Source organism: Nocardia brasiliensis (assembly GCF_011801125.1).
GTDB classification, from domain to species: Bacteria; Actinomycetota; Actinomycetes; order Mycobacteriales; family Mycobacteriaceae; genus Nocardia; species Nocardia brasiliensis_C.
Window position 1 is genome coordinate 3,039,815 of record NZ_CP046171.1, and the last position, 18,936, is coordinate 3,058,750.

The following is an 18,936-nucleotide window of genomic DNA, read 5'->3' on the forward strand; positions in this document are numbered from 1 at the left end:
ATCGCGTTAGCAAATTTCCGGAATCAAGGGTGTAATCCGCGTCACATTGTCCGATTTGCTGGTAGTCGTCCAACTGCCCGCATGTTCGAATGTGCTGAGCGGGGCTAACTATCAGGATTCAATGGGATTTGCCGGAAGATCCAGGAGTTTGGATGTTCGTCTCAACGCTCGGCAGACTGCAAGTCACCGTGGACGATGGTGAGATTACACCGACCGCGCCGAAGTTGCGGAGTCTGCTCGCGCTGCTCGCGGTCCGGCGAAACAGAATCGTGCCCACCGGCGTGCTGGTGGAAGAACTGTGGAACGACGAGGCGCCCGTCAGCGCGCTCGCCACCTTGCAAACCTACGTCTACCAACTGCGAAAACTGTTGCAGGCGCACGGCGCCAACGGGCGCGACGTGCTGCGCTGGCATCCGCTCGGATACGAGATCCGGCTGGCCGATCACGAACTCGATATCGCCGCGTTCGAGCAGCTCGCCGAGCGGGCCAGGGATCAACTGTCCGACGGCGCCGTGGTGGAGGCCTTGCAGTCCGCCTCGAACGCCGCGGCGCTGTGCACCGGAACGCCGCTGTACGACATCTGCGCCGGCCCGATCCTTGAGCCGGAGATCAACCGGTTGCGCGAATCGTTGTTGCAGGTCACGCAGTTGCGGGTGGAGGCGCGGATGCGCCTGGGCCACCACAGGGACCTGATCGGCGAGCTGAAGTTGCTGTGCGGCGAGCATCCCTATCACGAAGGGCTGCACGGCAACCTGATGACCTGCCTGCACCGCTGTGGCCGCAGGTCGGAGGCGCTCGAGGTGTACCACCTGCTGCGTTCCAACCTGAGTGCGGAGTTGGGCATCGAACCGTCCGCCGCGATCCAGGACCTGCAGCGCGGATTGCTCGACGGCGCACCGGAACAGGCCACCGCCGAGGTCCGCACGGCCGTGGCGCCCGCGCAATTGCCGAGGGATCTGTCCGACTTCTCCGGTCGTGCCGACGAAACGAAACGCCTCACCGAACTGCTGACCAGCGATGTGGCCGTGACCGCCGCGGTGGTCACCGTCACCGGCGGGCCCGGCGTCGGGAAATCGGCGTTGGCGATCCACGCGGGGCACTCCGTGCGCAGCCATTTCCCGGACGGTCAGCTCTATGTGGACTTTCGGGAAGGCACCCACGGTTCGTTCCGAATTCTGGGGCGGTTTCTGCGTGCGGTGGGATTCGCCGCTGGGCATTTGCCCGACGAACTGGACGAGCGGGCCGAGTTGTTCCGCAGTTGGGCGGCGGGTCGCCGCGTGCTCATCGTGCTCGACAATGTCACCACCCGTGGTCAGGTCCGGCAATTGCTCGCGGGCGGTCCCGGTAGCGCGGTATTGATCACCGGAACATTTCGCGCGGTCGCGGGTATCGAAGGCGCGACGCCGATCGAACTCGAGGCGCCAGACTTGGGGCAGAGCAACGAAATTCTTTCCGCGATCATCGGTCCGGACCGGATGAGCGCGGAAACCGAAGCCGCGGAACGCATCATCGCCTACTGCGATCGAAACCCGCTGGCGTTGCGTATTGTCGGCGCGAAATTGGCGACCAACCGTTTGCTGTCGCTGGCCATGCTCGCCGATCGGCTCGCCGATCCCCGGCGCCGCCTGCACCAGCTGGAGTTCCTCGACTGGAGCATGACCCGCACGGTGTCGACCGGCTACCGCGAGTTGGACGCGCCCGCGCGGGCGCTGCTCAACGCCGCGGTGGCAGCGGGGTCGCGCACGCTCACCATGACCAGGGCAGAACAGTTGTGCGCGCCGGGACAGTGGTCGGCGGACAGCGCGATCGAGCAGTTGCTCCAGAACGGGCTGGTGCGCTGCAATTGGGGTGTCGTCGGCGTGGACAGCTTCGACATTCCCGATCTCGTCGCCTGCTATGTGGCCGAAGTGGCCGGACCGAATACCGAGGCTTGTTAACGGCCCGCGTGCAACGCGCCCGCCAGGGCGCCGAGAGTAGTTGCGGCGAAGAACATCTCATGCGGAATCGCGGTGTCGAGCGCACCCTCGAGCCGGGCGTGCACCTGCACCATCTGCACCGAGGTGCGGCCGAGAGCACTGAGGGGGGTGTGCGCGGACAGCGGTAGTCCGGTGAATCCGTCCAGTGCCTGGATCATGTGTGTGAGGGTCGTCGCGGCCGCCGGTGTGAGATCGGCGCGCGGTGTCGCCGCCGCCGGCTCGGTCAATGCCAGGTCGCGGGTGTCGTCGATGAGTGCACGGACATCGGTGCCGCGCCGGTCGATGCCGATCTGGTAGTCGCCGGGCGGGCGGCACAGCGTCTCCATGGTCAGCCCGACCGCGTCGCCGGGCCGCATCGCGAGGAAGCCGCGTGCCGCCGCGGCGGCCTCGTAACGATTGCCCGCGTTGACACCCGTTGCGCGCCAGAGGCTCCAGGCGAGCCGGGTGATCGGTGTGCGGTCCCCGCGGCGCAGCTGCGTGGTGAGCGCGCGGGAGATCGCGTTGGTCGCGGCGTAGGCGGCGCAGCCTGCCGCGGGGAACTCGCCCATCAACGAGGAACCGATGATCAGGTGGGCGCCGGGCCGTTGCCGGAGCAGTTCCGCGGCGATCACCAGGCCACGGAGGTGGCCGGTGGTGGTGAGGTCCCAGTCCGCGGCCTGCTCCGCGCGCAACGGCCGCAGGCGGTACTCGCCCGCCAGGTGGACGATGCCGTCCAGCGGTGCGCCCCACCGGGCCTCGGCACCGGCGACCGCGGCGCGCACGGCGGCGTCGTCGCGGAGATCGACCGCCGCGTACTCGACCTGCGCGTCGTTGCGTGTATCGCGGTGCCACACAGCGTTTTCCGTCGAGTCGATGGAGCGGCGGCCGATGACGAGCACCTGGGCGCGCCAGGTGGCGACGAGGCTGCGCACCAGTTCGGTGCCGATGCCGCCCGTGCCGCCGAACACGACATAGCGGCCCTGCGCGCGCAGCGAACTCGGCGCGCTGACCGGTGCGTCGATCTTGGTCAGCGCGGGCAGGTACGGACGGCCCTGTCGCCAGGCGAGTTCCGGGTAGGCGGTGCTGTGATCGGCGAGCGCGGCGGCCAAGTCGGCCGCGGTGTGTTCCGGTGCGGTCTCGGCCAGATCGATGTGCACGGCCTCGCTGCCGGGATACTCCTGGCGGTAGACCGCGGTGACGGCCGCGGCGGCGGCCGCCGCGACCGTGCCGGATTCGGTGCCGGTGAGCACGTGCGCACCGCGGCTCACCGTGATCAGCCGCGGCACCGAGCCGTCCTGCGTGCAGCATTGGATCGCGCTGATCAGATGCTTTGTGCTCGACTCTGTTTCGGGCGCGAGGCTCCACAGGTAGAGAGCCGTCTGCGGCGTGCCGAGCTCGGCACGGACCACCGCCCAGTGCTCGTCGAGCTCCGGGTCGATGACGTAGCCGTCCTCGGTGCGGCCGAAGGCCGCGCCCTTCCGGACGAACAGGTATCGACCAGGCACCTGCCTGGCGAATTCCGCCGCGACACCGGATTCGTCGGCGAACAGCACGACGGGGCCGCGTAGGCCGGTGTGCTGCCGCGGCGACGGCGGCACCGGTCCCCAGCGGGTCACATAGACGCAGTCGGGGGTGGTGCCGGACGAGCCGTCGCTGACGACGTACGCGGCGAGTTCGCCGTCGGCCAGCCTGCGGGCCAGCACCGCGCGCTGGACCTTGCCGCCGGTGGTGCGCGGGAACTCGGCCGCGGGGACGGCGGCGATGACGCCGACCGGCAGGCCGAGCCGCTCGCCGACCGTCGCGGTGATCCGCGCGGCGGTGTGCTGTTGCGCACCGGAATCGACGGGCACGTAACAGATTCCGAGCAGTTCGGTGCCGAGCTCGGGATCGGCGACACCCACCGCGGCGACGCAGCCGCGCCGGACGCCGTCGATCTCGTGCACGAGCTCTTCGATGGTGTGGCTGTGGTATTTCGCGCCGTTGACCACCACCACGTCCTTCGCCCGGCCGGTGATCACGAGCTTGCCGTCGGCGAGGAACGCCAGGTCACCGGTGTCGAGCCAGCCGTCGTCGGTGAACGCGGCGGCATTGGCCGCTGGGCTGTCCAGATACCCCGGCGTCACCCGGCTGCCGCATACTTGCAGGCGTCCGATCGTGTATTCGTCCAGAGGGCGCAGGGTTTCGTCGACGATGCGCAACCGGCTGCCCGGTGCGGGTGCGCCCATACTGACGTAGTCGATGCCGTGATGGGTCACCACGTTGTCCGCGGCGTCGAAGTAGGCGCACGAGGCGGCCGTCGCGGTTTCCGCCATGCCCCACATGTGCACGAAGCTCGCCGCCGATACCCCGAAACGCGCCATCTCCGCAAGGAATTCGGTGACCACCGCCGGGATGCACTGTTCGCCCGCGTTGAGCAGGGTGCGCAGTGTCGACAGGTCCCACCGGCGCTGCGGCGCTCGCGCGAGCGCCGCGGTCAGCATCCGGTAGCCGAAGTTGGCCGACCAGGTGTGCGCGACCCGATACCGTTGCAGCAGATCGAGCCAGCGCAACGGCGCGGCGGTGATGTAGTCGGTGCGCGCGTGCACGCTCGTGCAGCCGAGCACCGCGTCCCGCAGCAGGTACATGACCAGGGCGGGGGCGTGATCGAAGGGCAGCCAGTTCAGGCTGGTCTCACCGCTGCGGATCAGGTCGACCTGGCGGGCCGCCAGCGCGTTCTCGACGATCGCCCGATGGGTGAGCTGAATCAGTTTGGGGCGTCCGGTACTACCGGAGGAGAGCACCAGCACCGCGACGTCGTCCGGGTCGGGCGTGTGCACGTCGTCGGCGCGCAGCGGTGCCGCCGTGCACAATTCGGCGACCGTGGCGGCGCCGTCCAGTCGGGCCGCGAGTTCGGCGGAGGTGACGATCGGTGCGCCGGAGAGGCGCTCGGACAGTGCGACGAGCGCGCCGGGGTCGTCGCCGGCCGGCTCCACTGCGGTGACCGGGACGAAGCCGCCGAGCAGGCAACCCCACACCGCCACCACGTAATCGGCCAGATCGCTCAGCGCCAGTACGACTTTCGCGCCGGGCAGCATGCTGCGCCGGGCCAGTCCGGCGGCCAGGCACAGTCCGCGTTCGAGCAGCCGGTCGTAAGGCAGCCGGGTGTCGCCGGCGGGCCCGACGGTCACCACGCAATGTCCGGTGGTGGCCGCCGCCAGCAGCGCCTCCGGGAGGGTGCGCGGGTCCGACCGGGTGACAACGAGTTCGGGCCCGGCCGCCTGGGCGAGGCGACGGATCGTCTGGGGCGCGCCATCGTCGTCGTGCTCCGGTCGCGCGACGACCACCCGCCGGTGCCCGAGCGGATAACGCACGGGCACCCAGTCGTCGGCGGTCTGCGCCCGCGGCAGTGCCGCGCGGTCGGGTGCGCCGTCGGGCAGCCGGGGAATCCGCCGCAGCACCCGCACCGTGATCCCCGGCGTGCGGCCCAGTTCCCGCTGCAGCGCGAGCGGGTCTGCATCGGCGGAAGGCACGACGTAGACCTGGAATTCGCCGGGCACGGCGGCGGGCAGCGCGAGGCAGTCCAGCACGTCGGGCCTGGCGAAGATCTGCTGGACGAACGCCGTGCTCATCGGGCCGCGTCGGCGTCGGCGCGAGCCGGTGCCCAGTCGTCCCGGAAACGCTGGGCCGACCACTCCGTGACCACGCGCTGCCACAACGCCGCCCGTGCCGCGGGATCGTCGGGGACGCGCAGCCGAAAGACCGTGGCCAACGTGTCGAAATAGTCGTCCTGGTCGCCGATGGTGCGGATGGCGCGGCCCGCCGCGGTGACCTTCGACAGCTGGGTGCCGATCAACTCGTCGAAACCGCTCTGGTCGTGCCGCTTCACCCAGCCGTAGCGGAAGAAGATCGCCATGTCGGTTTCGGCCATGCGGGTGTAGATCTCGGCCAGCTCGGCGTGATCCACCTCGGTCAGCGCGAAATCGACGCCGCGGCAGGACTCGTGCCGGTCGTAGTCGAAGCGCCACCAGCGCGGGTCGAGCTGCGACGGTCGCAGCCGATAGCGGAACTCGCCGCGCGGATAGTCGCCCGCGACGAGCGGCAGCGGACGCGAGAAGCCCTCGCCCGCACCGACATCGAGTAGCCAGCGCCCCTCCGGGTTGTCGGTCGCGGGCAGGTTGTCGACGGTGAGCACGACGTGCGTGCCGGTGGGTGGCTGGGCGCTCGCGGCGAACCGGCTCTGGGTCGCCGCCGGACGCAGCCGCACGTCGAAGCCGAGCCGGTCGAGCAGCCAGCCGAACGCGCCGTTGAGGTGGTAGCAGATGCCGCCGAGCCCCTGCTCGACGATGCGGTCGACCGCATCGTCTACCGCGATGGACGGTGTGTGCCAGAGCGTTTCGAACGGAATCCGCGCGGTATGGGCGGCGTGCAAGGCGTCGAGCGCCGCGGGGGAAGGGGCGGGCGCGGTAGCGAAGCCGAGCCTGTCGAGGTAGGCGCCGATCCGTGGGTCGTCAGTGACCGCGGACATGCTCGACCTCCCGTAACGCGTCGGTGCAGTGGGACAATTCGGTGAGCCACAGATCGCGCAGCGTCGCGACGTGATCCGGGGCCAGGATGTCGGTGCGATACCAGAGTCGACCCCTCGGCCGCGCGCCGGACCACACCTCGAGGGTCAACTCGTACGAGGACTCCGTTTTGGGCCGATGCAGGTATTCGACCTGGGTCTCGGCGAGTGCCAGGGTGACACTCGCGCCGGTCTGCACGACGAATCCGGCCTGGCAGAACGGCATCCGCCGGGGATCGCGGTGCGGGTCGAGCCGGAGGATCTGCTCGAGCGGCATGAACTGGTAGTCCATCGCGCGCAGCAGTCCGGTGGTCGCGGTGGCGAGGTCGGTGCGCGGATGGTCGTCCTCGCTGCGCCGGAATCGCAGCGCGATCGCCGAGGCGAAACACCCCACCGCGTCGATGCTCGACTCGGCGGACCGTCCGTTCACCGGCACGCCGATCGCGAAATCGTCAGCGCCGGTGTGGGTGCGCAGCGCCCGTGCCCACGCGGCGAGCATGACCATGCTCGGGGTGGTGCTGCCGATATTGCGAAACGCCGTGTCCGGCAGGTCGAACCACAGCTCGTCCACCGCTCCGGTGCTGAGCTGATCCGTCGCTGTCGGCGGTTGTGGGAGCGGCAGATCCGGCACCCCGACGAGCTGCCGCCCCCAGCGCAACAGTTCGTCCCGCTCGTCCGGCCCAGTTGCGCGCTCCTGTTCGGCCCAGCTGGCCCGGAAGTCGGTCGGTGTCGGCAGCGGCGCGGGCGCGCCGGCGAGTTCGCGCGTGTAGGCCGAACCGAGTCCGTCGAACAGTACGATCGCCGACCAGCCGTCGAAGGCGGTGTGGTGCACGCTCACCACCAAGAGCTGCCGCGTGCCGCCGTCGGTGCACAGCAGCGCGCGGATCGGCAGTTCGGTGGCCAGGTCGAACGGTTCGGCCACGAACGCGCGGACCTGTGCCGAGTCGGGTGCGGGCGTGTCGTGGCGCACCGTGAGCACCGAGGGTGTCGCCTCCGGTGCGACCACCTCGATCCTGGTGCCGCGCTGGCCGACCCGGATTATCTTGGTGCGCAACGCGGTATGGCTCGCGACCACCCAGCGCAACGCTCGATCCAGTGCCTCGGCGGAGAGGTCGCCGGTGATCAGGAAGGCGAAGGTGTCGATGCCGTCGCGATAGCCGGGCTGCTTCTGCTCGCGGTACCAGAATCGCCACTGCGGTACCGGGAGCCCGGCCAGCCAGTGCGGGCCCGAGGTGTCGGTCTCGGTCATCGGGCGGCGTCCGCGGACTCGGGCACACCGTCGCGCGCCAGCCGCTCCAACTGCTCGACCACCGCGAGCGGTGTCGGCCTGGCGAGCATATCGGCCCGTAATTCGCCCGCCGCGGTGCGGAATTCGTCGTCGAGCAACCGATCAACCGCCGCCGCGATGTCGGCGTCGGCGAGCTCGCCACCGGGCAGGTTCAATCCGGCGCCGCTGTCGTGCACCCGGTGGCCGTGGAAGACCTCGTCGGGCATCTGCGAAATGACGAGCTGTGGAAGGCCGTTCACCAGGGCGGTGAGCACGCCGCCCGCGCCGCCCTGGTCCACCAGCACCGAGCAGGTCGAGGCGAGTTGATGCAGCGGCGCGGGGCCGAGATGCACCACGTTGTCGGGCACGTGCTCGAACAGCCTGCGCTGGTCCTCGGTGACCGCGACGGCCAGCTCCACGTCGTGGCGGGCGAGCGCGCGCACCACCCGCGGCGCGAGCACCATGTGATCGAAGCCCAGCCTGCTCTGCGAGGTACCCCAGGTGATGCCTACCCGTGGCCGGGCGGGCGGCTCGAGCAGCCACGGTTCGAGCACCGCGGGACCGTTGTAGGGCACGAAGCGGATCGGGTCGCGCACTTGCCGATCCGCGACCTGCAGCCGGGTCGGCGCGGGATCGAGGGTGCGATCGCCGTTCACCCCGATGCGGGTCAGGCCGTAGGGCGCGGCGAGCTCGGCGACGAGATCCTCCTCGAATTCCGCGATGGGCGCGGTGAAGTCGATGCTCCACAGGTGCCGCACGGTCGGTACGTCGAGCAGCGTGCCGATCAGCGGGCCGACGAAACCCGCGGGCTCGAAGACGACCAGATCCGGCCGCCAGCGCCGGGCGAACGCCACCGCGTCGGGCGCCTGCGCCTGAGCGGCGGCCGCGGCGAGCCGAAAGCCGTTGAGCCGTCGACGCCGGGCCCGCTCCGCGGCGACCGCCGGATCAGAGGTCGGTTCCGGCGCGGCCGGCTTCCACGAGCGGCGCTCGAGTTCTTCGCGCAGCCGGGCGTAGGAGTCGAAATCCGGGCCCGCACCCAGCGCGGGCAGACCCGCGCCGACGATCGCGGGCACCAGATCCGGGTTGCTCACCACCACGACGTCGTGGCCGCTGGCGCGTAATGCCCAGCCGAGCGGCACCATCGGGTACAGGTGGCCCGGCATGTTCCACGTCGCCAGCAGGACGCGCATCCTTGGCCTCCGTCCGAGAGAGAGTCGGTGCGCACAGCGTCCACGGGCCCGCTCGAAGATCACTCCAGCACCGCTGTGCGTACCCGTCGACGCGAGATCGGCGGCGGCCCGGTCGAGTACGGCACGGTTGATCCTCGAGTGCCGCGGCGGATCGTTCGACCTCGCAGTACCCGCCACGACGAGGAGAGACGATGCGGCTCGCGGTGTTCCTGACCCCACGGCACGCCCTCCGCATCGCTCCCGCCGCCGAACAGCTCGGACTCGAGTACGCGCTCGCGCCGGAGGGTTTCCGCGGCGACGGCGTGAGCGTGCTCGGCGCCGCCGCCGCGGTGACCTCGCGGCTCACCCTGGCCTCCGGACTGCTCCAGGCCCCGGCCCGCGGCCCGGTGCTGACCGCGCTCACCGCGGCCACCCTGGACGACCTGTCCGGCGGCCGGTTCGAGCTCGGGCTCGGCGTCTCGGCCGCGGAGGTGGCGCGCGGCTGGTACGGGGCAGACATCCGGCGGCCGCTGGCCTGGCTGCGCGAATACGTCGAGGTGGTCCGCTGTGCGCTGGCGGGCGCGCCGGTGCGCTATGCGGGCGAGCACTGGCGGCTACCACCGGAGGATTGCGACGGGACAGCGGCGGTCGCGCAGCTGCGTGCACTCGAGCCACGCCCCGATCTGCCCATCCTGCTGGGCGGGGTCGGCCCGCGCGCGCTCGAGCTGGCCGGCGCGATCGCCGACGGCTGGATCGGCGCGTTCTGCTCACCGGAACGCGTCTCGTGGGCGCTCGAACACGTGCGAATCGGCCGGGCCCGTGCCGGGGCGAGCCTCGACGGATTCCGGGTGCTGCCCTCGATCCCCATCGGCGTCGGGCCCGATCCCGAAGCGGCGGCGCTCGCGTTGCGGCCCTACTACGCGAATTTCCTCGCGCTCGGGCGCGGCGCCGGGGCCTACGCGACCGTGGCGACCGACATGGGTTACGGCGCGCAGGTCCAGCAGGTCCATCACCTGGTCGCGGCCGGTGATCGAGCGGGTGCGGCGGCCGCGGTGCCGCTGGACCTGATCTGGCGCACCGCCCTGCTCGGCGACGCGAACACCATCGGCGCGCGGATGTCGGAGTACGCGGCGTCAGGCGTGACGACGCTCGGATTGACCGTGCTCGCCGCCGATTTCGAGGACCAGCTCGAGATTCTGCGCACCGCGCGGCGGGCGCTCGAGCTCGCGCAGGGAGTGTGCCCGTGACCCGAACCGATCGTGCGTTGCTGGTCGGCGATCCGGCGGAGCCGCCCGCCGACTGGCCGCGCACCCTCGCGGCCGCGTTGGCGCGGGCGGCGCGCGAGCCGAGCCGTGGCATCACCTACGTGGATGACGAAGGGCTGGAACGGTTTCAGAACTACGCGCACCTGCGCCGCGCGGCGGATTCGCTCGGTTCCGCGCTGGCCGAACGGGTTCGGCCGGGCACGCCGGTCCTGCTCGCCGCCGCCGACGCTCGGGTGCAGCTGACCGCGTTCTGGGGGTGCGTGCTCGCGGGCGCGGTACCGGTCCCGGTGGGCCGCACCGGCGCACTCGGTGCGGTGGCCCAGGTCGGCGAGCGCATTCGAGCGGCTCACGAATTGCTGGGCCGCCCGGTGGTTCTCGTGGACGACGCGGTGGACGCGGTCGCGATCGGCTACCAGGTGGCCGTCGACGCCGACGGCGCGGCGCACCCGCTCGGGACACCGCTGTGGGACGCGGCGGCCGCGCCGCGGCTCGGCGCGGACGTCGCGATCGGATTGCTGACCTCCGGCAGCACCGGGCGGCCGAAATGCGTGCTGTTGACCGAAGCCGCGCTGGCCCACCGTGCTTGGGCGGCAGCCGAATTCAACGGATTGCGCGCCTCGGATGTGGCTTTGAACTGGATGCCGCTCGACCACGTCGGCGGCATCGTGATGTGGGCGCTGCAGGCGGTGTTCCTCGGCTGCTCGCTGGTTCAGGTGGACACCGCGCGGGTGCTCGCCGATCCGCTCGCCTGGCTCGATCTGCTCGAGGCGCACCGGGCCAGCACCACCTGGGCACCGAACTTCGGTTTCGCCCTGGTGTGTTCGGCGCTGCGGCGGGCGCCGGGGCGGCGCTGGCGGCTGCACCGGCTGCGGCACGTGCTCGATGGCGGCGAGGCGGTGGTGGCGGCGGTCGCCGACGAATTCCTCGACCTGCTCGCGCCGCACGGGCTCGCCCGCTCGGCACTGCGGCCCGCATGGGGTATGTCGGAAACCGGCTCGGGCGTGGTGTATTCGCGGCCGTCCCCGGACGAGCCCGGAATCGCGGCGGTACGGGTGTGGCTGACGGCCGACGAACGCGTCCGGCACGCGGCGTCCGGCTCCGGTGCGGCGCTGGAGCTGGCGGTGACCGGTAAACCGGTGGCGGGCGTGCGCATTCGCGTGGTGCGGCCGGACGGTTCGGTGTGCGCGACGGATCAACTCGGCGCGGTGCAGGTGAGCGGTGCGACGTTGTTCGCGGGTTACCTCGGCGCGGAGGCGGAAATGCGCGACGGCTGGTTCACCACCGGTGATCAGGGCTTCGTCACCGGTGGCGCGCTGGTGATCACCGGCCGCGACGACGATGTGGTCGTCATCAACGGCGGCAATATCCCGTGCCAGGAGATCGAGGCGGTGGTGGCGCAGGTCGACGGCGTGCTCGACGGTTACGCGGCGTTCACCGTGCTCGACCGCCAGGACGGGCCGCCACGGCGGGTCGTGTTCGTGAGCGTGCGCGCCGGTGCCGCGGTGGCCGAGCCGATCCGGGAGCGGATCGCGCTGCGATTCGGTTTCGCCGTCGACGAGGTACGCGTGCTGGCGAGCACCGAGTTCCCGCGGACCGCGACCGGCAAGATCCAGCGTGCCCGCCTGCGCGACAAGCACCGTGCGTCGAAGGCGGAGACCGTCGCGCGCCATCCGGTGTCGCTCGTGCGGCGGCGAGACCCGTTGGCCGCGAAGGTATCCGAGGTCTGGGCCGAGTTGCTCGGCGCACCACCGCGCCCGGCCACCTCGTTCTTCGCCGCGGGCGGCACGTCCATGGCGGCGGTACGGTGCGTGGCCGCGCTCGGCACGGCGCTCGGCCGCCGGGTGCCGGTCGCATTGCTGTACGAGCACCCGACCTTCGCGGAATTCCTGGCCGCGCTCGAGCCCACGCCACGGCGCGGCGGCGCGACGGTGCTGGTCGAGCAGGGGAGTCCGGGATGAGCGGGCCGGACCCGGTGTTTCCGATGCGCAGGCCGAGCCCGTTCGAGCTGCCCGCCGACTACCACGCTATGCGGGAAGGCTGCCCGGTCGGGCGGGCCACCCTGCGTGACGGGGCGCCGGTCTGGCTGGTGACCGGATACGCCGACGTCCGGTCCGTGCTCACCGATCCCGGCCTCAGTGCCGACCGCGGCGCGCCGGGGTTCCCCTTCTTGACCGCGGAGTCCGAATATCTGCGCCGGATCAAGGTTTTCGTGGGTATGGACGCACCGGAGCACGGCGTGTACCGCCGGATGTTCACCCCCGAGTTCAGCGCGCGGAAGGTGGCGGCGTTGCGGCCCTACATCCAGCGCTGCGTGGACGAGCGCATCGACCGGCTACTCGACGCGGGCCCGCCCGCCGATTTCGTGCGCGCGATCGCGCTGCCGGTCCCCGCGCTGGCCATCGGGCGCATCCTCGGTGTGCCCGAGGCGGATACGGACCTGTTCGAGGAACTCACCGTCCGGGTGATCACGCACGGCGGCGCACAGCCCTTCGAAGCGCTGGTCGACTACGTGAAGCAGCTGGTGCGCGCCAAACACGGATCGACCGCGCACGATCTGATCTCGCGGGTGCTGCGCGAGCACGTGGCACCGGGCCGGCTCGAGCTGCGGGCACTGACGATCGTGCTCATCCTTATCCTGCTGGCCGGCTACGAGACCACCGCGAACACCCTCTCGCTCGGCCTGCTCGCGCTGCTGCGGCACCCGGCGCAGTGGGCCGCACTGCGCGCGGACCCGTCCGCGCTGCCGGGCGCGATCGCGGAGCTGCTGCGGTACACCTCGGTGGCCGAGCTCGCCACCTGCCGCGCCACCACCAGGGAGGTCGAGGTCGCGGGCACCACGATCCCGGCGGGCGCGGGCGTGATCCCCCTGGCGGCCGCCGCGAACCGCGACCCCTCGGTGTTCCCGAACCCCGAGGTGCTCGACATCCATCGAGACGCCCAGCGGCACTTGGCATTCGGCTATGGCGCGCACGCCTGCATGGGCGCGGCACTGGCCCAGCTCGAGCTGGACATCGTCTTCCGCACCGTGCTGGCGCGCCTGCCCGAGCTCCGGCTCGACGGCGAATTGCCCGATGCCGCGGTCAAATACGACTCGGTGCTGTTCGGTCTGCACCAGCTGCCGCTCACCTGGTGAGCTCGGGTCCGTCGTCGGTCATTGCCGCGAGCCGCGCCGCGGCGGAATCGGCCGCGGCCGCGCCCCCGCGCCGGTAGATCTCGACGGCCGCGCCGAGTTCGGCACGGGCCGTGCCGAACTCACCCAGCGCGATCCGGCACCGTGCCGAACCAGCCAGCGCGTCGGCCTGTTCGGGTGCGCTGTGGATCGTGCGCGCGAGCTCGAACGCCGCGCGGAACGCCGCCAACCCCCGTTCGGGCTTACCGGTTTCCAGCAGCAGCGCGCCGATCTCGTTGAGCGCCTCGGCCTCGCCGTTGCGCACACCGAGCGCACGGAACAGGGTCAGCGCCTGGTCGAGCAGGTCGGTGGCCTCGCTGTGCGCGCCGGTCGCGCGCCGGACGACGCCGAGACCGATCAGCGCGTTGCCCGCGCCGACGCGGTTGCCGATCGCGCGATAGTGTGCCAGCGCCCGCTCGTGCAGCGCGGCGGCATCCGCGTACGCGCCGAGCGCCTTTCGTACCCGGCCCAGCTCGTCGAGGGCGTTGGCCTCGCCGAGCCTGGTCCCGAGTTCCCGGTAGCACACGAGTGCCGACCGCAGGTGTGCGTCGGCCGCGGCGTAGTTCCCGACGCATCGGCACACGACACCGAGATTGGTGCGAGTGTTGGCCGTGCCCAACCGATCTCCGAGCGCCTGGCGCTGGGCGAGGGCCTGCTGGAGCAGTCCGATGGCCTCGGTGAAGTTCCCGGTCTCGATGCCGAGGGCGCCGAGCGCGTCCAGCACGCCGGCCTGGCCGCGACCGCTGTCTGCCTCGCGGTAACAGGCCAGTGCCTGCCGGAGCAGGCCGACCGCGGCGCCGAAGTCACCGCGGAATCTGCGGACGATGCTGAGGTTGCCGAGTGCCCGCGCCTGGCCGCGCAGGTCTGCGATCTCGCGGTAGCACGCGAGTGCCCGCTGGAACTGTTCCTCGGCCGCGGTGAGGTTCCCGGTCACCCGGTGCACGACTCCGAGACCGTTGCGGGCGTTGCCCTCGCCGCGCAGGTCGCCGACGCAACGGTAGCGGGCCAGCGCTTTTCGATGCAGCTCGCCCGCCTCGGTGTGTGCACCGGTGAGCGCCCGAACCCGGCCGAGGCCGTCGAGTGCGACCGCCTCGCCGAGGCGATCGGCACGGCGTCGCGCGGCCGTGTACGCACGGTCGTAGTGGGTTGCCGCCGCGGGCAGCGGGCCGTCGAGTTCGAAGAGGCGGGCCAGCATCTGGGTCAACGCGAGCACCGATGGTGTGTCCTCGGCCGTAGCGTCGTCGAGAACGGCTTGCAGGCACGCGCTTTCGGTGCGTAGCCAGGTCAATGCCTGTGCCTCGTCGGAGAATTCGCGCACCGGTGCGGGTGGGTCGGCGATCGGGTGTGCGGTCGGCTCGGTATGCCGGGCGAGCCGGTCGTGCGCGGCGGCGGCCGTCGCGTGGTAGTAACCGAGCAGTCGAGCCATTGCCGCACAGTCGTTTTCGTGGTCGTCCGCGGCGGCCAGTCCGTGCGCGTATTCGCGCAGCAGGTCGTGCAGCCGGAACCGGGCAGGGCTGGTCTCCTCGACCAAGTGCTCGAGGTAGAGCCCCTCGAGTTCGGTGCGCGCCGCGGTGGCGGGTATGCGGGCCATCGCGGCGAGCGCCTCGGCGTCGACATCAGGACCGGGGTGCAGGCCGAGGTATCGGAACAGCCGCTGCCGCTCGGGGGACAGACAGCGATAGGACATGGTGAACGCGGCGCGGACCGCACGCGGTCCGGCCGCGAGTTCGCCGAGCCGGTCCTGTGCCGCGGCGAAATCGGCGCTGAGCCGGGCGATGCTCCAACCGGGATGCTGTGCCAATCGCCCGGCCAGCAGGACGATCGCCAACGGCAGCGCCGCGCACCGGCGGACGATCTCGTCCGCGGCGGCGCGTTCGGCGGCGTCCGGATCGCGGTGGGCGAGCGCGCAGAACAGCTCGGCGGCCGTCGCGGCATCGGGGACGTCCAGCGGCAGCGCGACCGCGCCGTCGAGCGCGGCCAAGCGGCGGCGGCTGGTGATCAAGGTCAGGCAGCCGTCGCTCGCGGGCAGCAGGGGCTCGACCTGTGCGTGGTCGCGGGCATCGTCGAGCACCAGCAGGATGCGCTTGCCCGCGATCCGGTCCAGCCACCAATCGCGCCGCTGCGCGACGGTGGCGGGCAGGAAACGCGGGTCGACACCGAGGTCGGTGAGCAGCTTCGCGAGCACCGCGGCCGGATCGGCGGGTTGCTGACCCGGTGTGTGCGCGTGCAATTCGACGAAGAAGCGCCCGTCGGGGAACTCGGCTGCGAGCCGGTGCATGGCGCGCGTGGCCAGCGCGGTCTTGCCGACGCCCGGCATGCCGTCGATCGTGTGGATCGCGGGAGTGCCGAGTTCGGCCGCGGCGACGATTCTTTCGAGTTCGGCGGTGCGTCCGGCAAAGCAGAGCACGTCCCGGCGTAACGTGTTACGCAGCACCGGCCGCGGAGCATGCGCGTAGTGGATGGTGAGGTCGCGGCCCACCGCGACGCCGGTGAGCGCGATCTGCGGGCCGGGAACCGTCGGCGCAGCAGCGTCGTCTCGAGCTACCCCTGCTGCGCGGTCGGAGGGTGGGCCGACCGCCCACCCGCCCGCACCTGGCTGATCGTGAACGAGCCTGTGACGGTGACATTTTCAGCGAGCACGCCGCTGTCGTCGGCGGTGATGCCGGTGATCTCCAGTTCGCCTGCGCGTACTTCGCGCAGCTCTACCCCGATCGCCGCGGCGACCTGCGGTGCCTGCCGCTGGATCACCACCAGCAGCCGGCCCGCTTCGGCCTGTAGCTCGGCGTCGTCGCGCGCGCCGGCCCGCGCGAGTTCCTCGGCGACCGCCGCCCGGCGCGCGGTGGATCGCGGTTGCCGCTCCAGCGCGGCCACGTCCACCGACCGATATCGGCTGGTGATCAAGCCCTTCAGTGCCTGGTACGCCTCGCCGACCGCGCGCTCGGCGGTGCTGGTCAATCCCGCTGCCGAACCCGCGGCCAAGGCGGCCGCCACCATCGTCATCGGATCCACCCCGCCGACCTCCCGTCCCGACCTACCCGACTGATAGGGGATGAGCATTACTAAACCAACAGCCGGCCACTCGCCGCAGCGGAATCGTTCGAAACATAGCCCCGACGGCCGGGCCGAATTCGCGCCCCGCCGCGGCCTTCAGCGGGCGCGGACCTCGTGGGACGGGGTGTCGGCCAGGGGTTCGGGGACGCGCTGCTGGACCTGGTCGACGATCTTGGACAGGCGCGGGATGAAGGCGACCATGATGACGATGACCAGGACGACCATGACGATGGCGGCGCCGTTGGAGACGAGGAAGGAGCGGTCCAGGTCGCTGGCGGGGGAGCTGTAGACGATGCCGATCCGCAGACCGGAGTCGAGGAACATGGTCAGCCCGACACCGAGGGTCATCAGGCGCTCGAGTTTGCGGAACCGGGGTTCCTCGTCCCACGCGCGGTGATAGGCCTCGGTGCGGCGGGGTTCGCCACCGTTGGTAGCCATCGGTGTCGCGAGCAGATACATCACCGGCTTGCCGACCACGCAGGTGAAGAGGAAGAAGCCACCGGTGGTCAGCATGTAGAGCGCGGGCCGGATCGCGGCGATGCGCGGATCGTCGGTGACGAAGGCCAGCCCGAGCGAGACCACGAGCTCCACCAGCACCAGTGCGCCGATGACATCAAGCGAGCGGCGCCGGATGCTGCCGACGGTGGTGGTGATGGCGACGACGATGCCGGGAATGGCCAGCGCCCAGATCTCGCTGAAGCCGATCGCGCGCAGCACGAAGTACAGGACCGTCGACACGATCACGTTGCCGAACAACGGCAACAGTGCCTTGAGCCTGCTCGTCTTCTTCGGCGTCGGTGCCGTCATCGCGGTCTCCTGATCGGTGGGGGTGCTGGCGATTTCAGGCTATGGGCCGAGGTCGGCGCGGTGTAGTGACGAAACCGCCGACTTGGCTAGGAGTTATCTCCTGTACGGATGGGCTCAGACCAGCCAGCGGCCGCCCGACATCAGGGTGCGGTCACCGATCTCGGCCATCGACTGCCACGCTTGGATCCGGTCGGGGCGCAGCCGGACACCGACGCTGCCCGGCACCCGCCGTCCCATCGGCAGGGTGTCCAGCAGCTCCCCGAGCGGCCCGTCGACCGTTCGCGGGTCGAAGAGCGTGGTGGTGCCGTCGATGACGACCACGTCCCTGGTGTCGCCGAGCGCGGCCCTGGCCTGCCCGGCGGCGCGCAGGCCGCGCACGGTCCTGGTGCCGGGTTTGGTCACCATCAGCAGATCGCCCTCGCCGTAGGCGAAAGCCAGTGGTACCAGATGCGGTCGCGACTCGGCGGCGGTCGCGAGCCACAGGTGGCCCGACCCGGTCAGCAGTTCCAGGACGTGCTGCTTGCGTTCGGCCAATGCGCGCGGGGCTGCTTGTCTCACACTGCTCCCTTTCCGAGTTCCAGCAGATCGGGCGCGATCCGCGCGGGTGTGGGCTGGGCGCGCAGTTCGGCGCGCAGCACCTCGGTCGCCGCACGCTCGGGACACGCGCCGACGAGCCGCACGACCAGATCGCGGATCACGCCGCGATCGAACTCGGCGACCGGCAGCACGGCCGCCGCGCCGGTGCCGCGCAACTGTTCCGCGGGCAGCATGTGATGCGGGAACTGCGGCAGCAGCAGCTGCGGCACACCCGCGTCGACCGCGGTGAGCATGGTGCCGAAGCCGCCCTGGTGGATCACCAGCGCGCAGGACGGCATGAGCAGGTGCAGGGCGAGCCCGGAGACGGCCCGGACATTGCTCGGCAGCGGGCCGAGATGTTCGATCTCGGCGGGCCGCACCGTGACGACCACGTCGAGCTCGAGCCCGTCGAGCGCGGCGAGCACCTCGGGCAGCAGGAACTCACCGCCCTGCGCAGTCACCGTGGTGCCCCAGGTCAGGCAGATCCGCGGCACGGCGGGCGGTTCGGCGAGCCAGTCCGGAATGGTCGCCGGCCCGTTGTACGGGATGTAGCGCACCGGGGTCGAGGTCGTCTCGGTGGGAATCTGCAGCGAGGGCGGGCACGGATCGACGGTGTGACTGCCGAGCAGATTCGGCAGCGCGATGCCGAGCTGTTCGGCCAGCGGCGCTACCAGCGCCGGGGTCGCGTTCCTGGCCCGATAGGTCATGTCCACGCCGTGGATGTGCCGGACCGCGGGCACGCCGAGCAACGCGGCTACCAGCGGGCCCGCGAAACTGGTCGGCTCGAAGAAGACCAGGTCTGGCCGCCAGCGTTCGGCGAGCGCGACGGTGTCGTCGAGCATCAGCCGGGCGCGTTCGGCGAAGACCGCGAAAACCTGTGTCATCCTGGCGTTCTCGTCGACATTCCAGATATCGGCCACCGGTGGCGCGGCCGCGGCCGCGCGGGCCCGGATCGCCGAGTGGTCGACGTCGGCGCCCGCGGGTGCGAAGGGCAGCCCGGCGTCGGTGACGATGCGCCGCAGCATCGGCTGGCTCGCCACCCTGACCTCGGCGCCCGCCGCGCGCAGCGCCGACAGCACCGGAACCAGCGGCATGAAATGCGAGGGCCACGCCCAGTTCACGCAGAGAACGCGCATC

At 71.1% G+C, this 18,936-nt stretch carries 13 protein-coding genes; 4 read left to right on the forward strand and 9 right to left on the reverse strand.

Features of this window, described 5'->3' with window-relative positions:
- Window positions 1-152 precede the first annotated feature (152 nt).
- On the forward strand, window positions 153-1,937 hold the full coding sequence (locus F5X71_RS13895; RefSeq protein WP_167462317.1) for an AfsR/SARP family transcriptional regulator: 1,785 nt from the start codon (window positions 153-155) through the stop codon (window positions 1,935-1,937).
- On the opposite strand, the gene F5X71_RS13900 is transcribed toward F5X71_RS13895, so the two are convergent.
- The 4 genes from F5X71_RS13900 to F5X71_RS13915 are packed head-to-tail and all read right to left on the reverse strand — an operon-like array spanning window position 1,934 to window position 8,952.
- On the reverse strand, window positions 1,934-5,563 hold the full coding sequence (locus F5X71_RS13900; protein WP_167462318.1) for an SDR family NAD(P)-dependent oxidoreductase: 3,630 nt from the start codon (window positions 5,561-5,563) through the stop codon (window positions 1,934-1,936). The genes F5X71_RS13895 and F5X71_RS13900 overlap by 4 nt on opposite strands.
- A complete protein-coding gene (locus F5X71_RS13905; protein ID WP_167462319.1) occupies window positions 5,560-6,459 on the reverse strand; it encodes an arylamine N-acetyltransferase family protein in 900 nt (299 codons plus the stop codon). Before F5X71_RS13905 ends, F5X71_RS13900 begins: the two co-directional genes overlap by 4 nt.
- On the reverse strand, window positions 6,443-7,744 hold the full coding sequence (locus tag F5X71_RS13910; protein WP_167462320.1) for a condensation domain-containing protein: 1,302 nt from the start codon (window positions 7,742-7,744) through the stop codon (window positions 6,443-6,445). Before F5X71_RS13910 ends, F5X71_RS13905 begins: the two co-directional genes overlap by 17 nt.
- Window positions 7,741-8,952 carry a nucleotide disphospho-sugar-binding domain-containing protein gene (locus F5X71_RS13915; protein WP_167462321.1) on the reverse strand — a complete coding sequence of 404 codons (1,212 nt, stop codon included), beginning with the start codon at window positions 8,950-8,952 and terminating at the stop codon, window positions 7,741-7,743. Before F5X71_RS13915 ends, F5X71_RS13910 begins: the two co-directional genes overlap by 4 nt.
- Before the next feature lie 191 nt (window positions 8,953-9,143).
- Here F5X71_RS13915 and F5X71_RS13920 point away from each other — a divergent pair, with 191 nt between their 5' ends.
- From F5X71_RS13920 to F5X71_RS13930, 3 genes are read left to right on the forward strand one after another with little or no spacing between them, the layout of a single operon-like run.
- Entirely contained in the window at window positions 9,144-10,178 is a 1,035-nt protein-coding gene (locus tag F5X71_RS13920; protein ID WP_167462322.1) for an LLM class flavin-dependent oxidoreductase, read from the forward strand.
- Window positions 10,175-12,154, forward strand: coding sequence for a non-ribosomal peptide synthetase (locus tag F5X71_RS13925; protein WP_167462323.1), 1,980 nt, complete (start codon window positions 10,175-10,177; stop codon window positions 12,152-12,154). The genes F5X71_RS13920 and F5X71_RS13925 overlap by 4 nt, the downstream gene beginning before the upstream one ends.
- Entirely contained in the window at window positions 12,151-13,329 is a 1,179-nt protein-coding gene (locus tag F5X71_RS13930) for a cytochrome P450 (protein WP_167462324.1), read from the forward strand. Before F5X71_RS13925 ends, F5X71_RS13930 begins: the two co-directional genes overlap by 4 nt.
- Here the strand turns inward: F5X71_RS13930 and F5X71_RS13935 are convergent.
- The 5 genes from F5X71_RS13935 to F5X71_RS13955 form a co-directional block, all read right to left on the reverse strand.
- Window positions 13,319-15,844: an ATP-binding protein gene (locus tag F5X71_RS13935; protein ID WP_167462325.1), complete on the reverse strand. Its 2,526-nt coding sequence runs from the start codon at window positions 15,842-15,844 to the stop codon at window positions 13,319-13,321. The genes F5X71_RS13930 and F5X71_RS13935 overlap by 11 nt on opposite strands.
- A gap of 62 nt (window positions 15,845-15,906) precedes the next feature.
- The gene (locus F5X71_RS13940) at window positions 15,907-16,365 is read right to left on the reverse strand and encodes a hypothetical protein (protein WP_167462326.1); all 459 of its coding nucleotides are present in this window, start codon (window positions 16,363-16,365) and stop codon (window positions 15,907-15,909) included.
- A 147-nt stretch (window positions 16,366-16,512) separates the two neighbouring features.
- A complete protein-coding gene (locus F5X71_RS13945) occupies window positions 16,513-17,223 on the reverse strand; it encodes a VC0807 family protein (RefSeq protein WP_167462327.1) in 711 nt (236 codons plus the stop codon).
- A gap of 114 nt (window positions 17,224-17,337) precedes the next feature.
- The gene (locus F5X71_RS13950) at window positions 17,338-17,781 is read right to left on the reverse strand and encodes a pyridoxamine 5'-phosphate oxidase family protein (RefSeq protein ID WP_167462328.1); all 444 of its coding nucleotides are present in this window, start codon (window positions 17,779-17,781) and stop codon (window positions 17,338-17,340) included.
- Complete coding sequence (locus F5X71_RS13955; RefSeq protein WP_167462329.1) at window positions 17,778-18,935, reverse strand: nucleotide disphospho-sugar-binding domain-containing protein; 1,158 nt, start codon at window positions 18,933-18,935, stop codon at window positions 17,778-17,780. The genes F5X71_RS13950 and F5X71_RS13955 overlap by 4 nt, the downstream gene beginning before the upstream one ends.
- Window position 18,936 lies beyond the last annotated feature (1 nt).

Bases quoted from the DNA above. Each gene is read 5' to 3' on its own strand.
- F5X71_RS13895 (WP_167462317.1), top strand. From the start codon at position 153: ATGTTCGTCTCAACGCTCGGCAGACTGCAAGTCACCGTGGACGATGGT.
- F5X71_RS13900 (WP_167462318.1), bottom strand. From the start codon at position 5,563: ATGAGCACGGCGTTCGTCCAGCAGATCTTCGCCAGGCCCGACGTGCTG.
- F5X71_RS13905 (WP_167462319.1), bottom strand. From the start codon at position 6,459: ATGTCCGCGGTCACTGACGACCCACGGATCGGCGCCTACCTCGACAGG.
- F5X71_RS13910 (WP_167462320.1), bottom strand. From the start codon at position 7,744: ATGACCGAGACCGACACCTCGGGCCCGCACTGGCTGGCCGGGCTCCCG.
- F5X71_RS13915 (WP_167462321.1), bottom strand. From the start codon at position 8,952: ATGCGCGTCCTGCTGGCGACGTGGAACATGCCGGGCCACCTGTACCCG.
- F5X71_RS13920 (WP_167462322.1), top strand. From the start codon at position 9,144: ATGCGGCTCGCGGTGTTCCTGACCCCACGGCACGCCCTCCGCATCGCT.
- F5X71_RS13930 (WP_167462324.1), top strand. From the start codon at position 12,151: ATGAGCGGGCCGGACCCGGTGTTTCCGATGCGCAGGCCGAGCCCGTTC.
- F5X71_RS13940 (WP_167462326.1), bottom strand. From the start codon at position 16,365: ATGACGATGGTGGCGGCCGCCTTGGCCGCGGGTTCGGCAGCGGGATTG.
- F5X71_RS13945 (WP_167462327.1), bottom strand. From the start codon at position 17,223: ATGACGGCACCGACGCCGAAGAAGACGAGCAGGCTCAAGGCACTGTTG.
- F5X71_RS13955 (WP_167462329.1), bottom strand. From the start codon at position 18,935: ATGCGCGTTCTCTGCGTGAACTGGGCGTGGCCCTCGCATTTCATGCCG.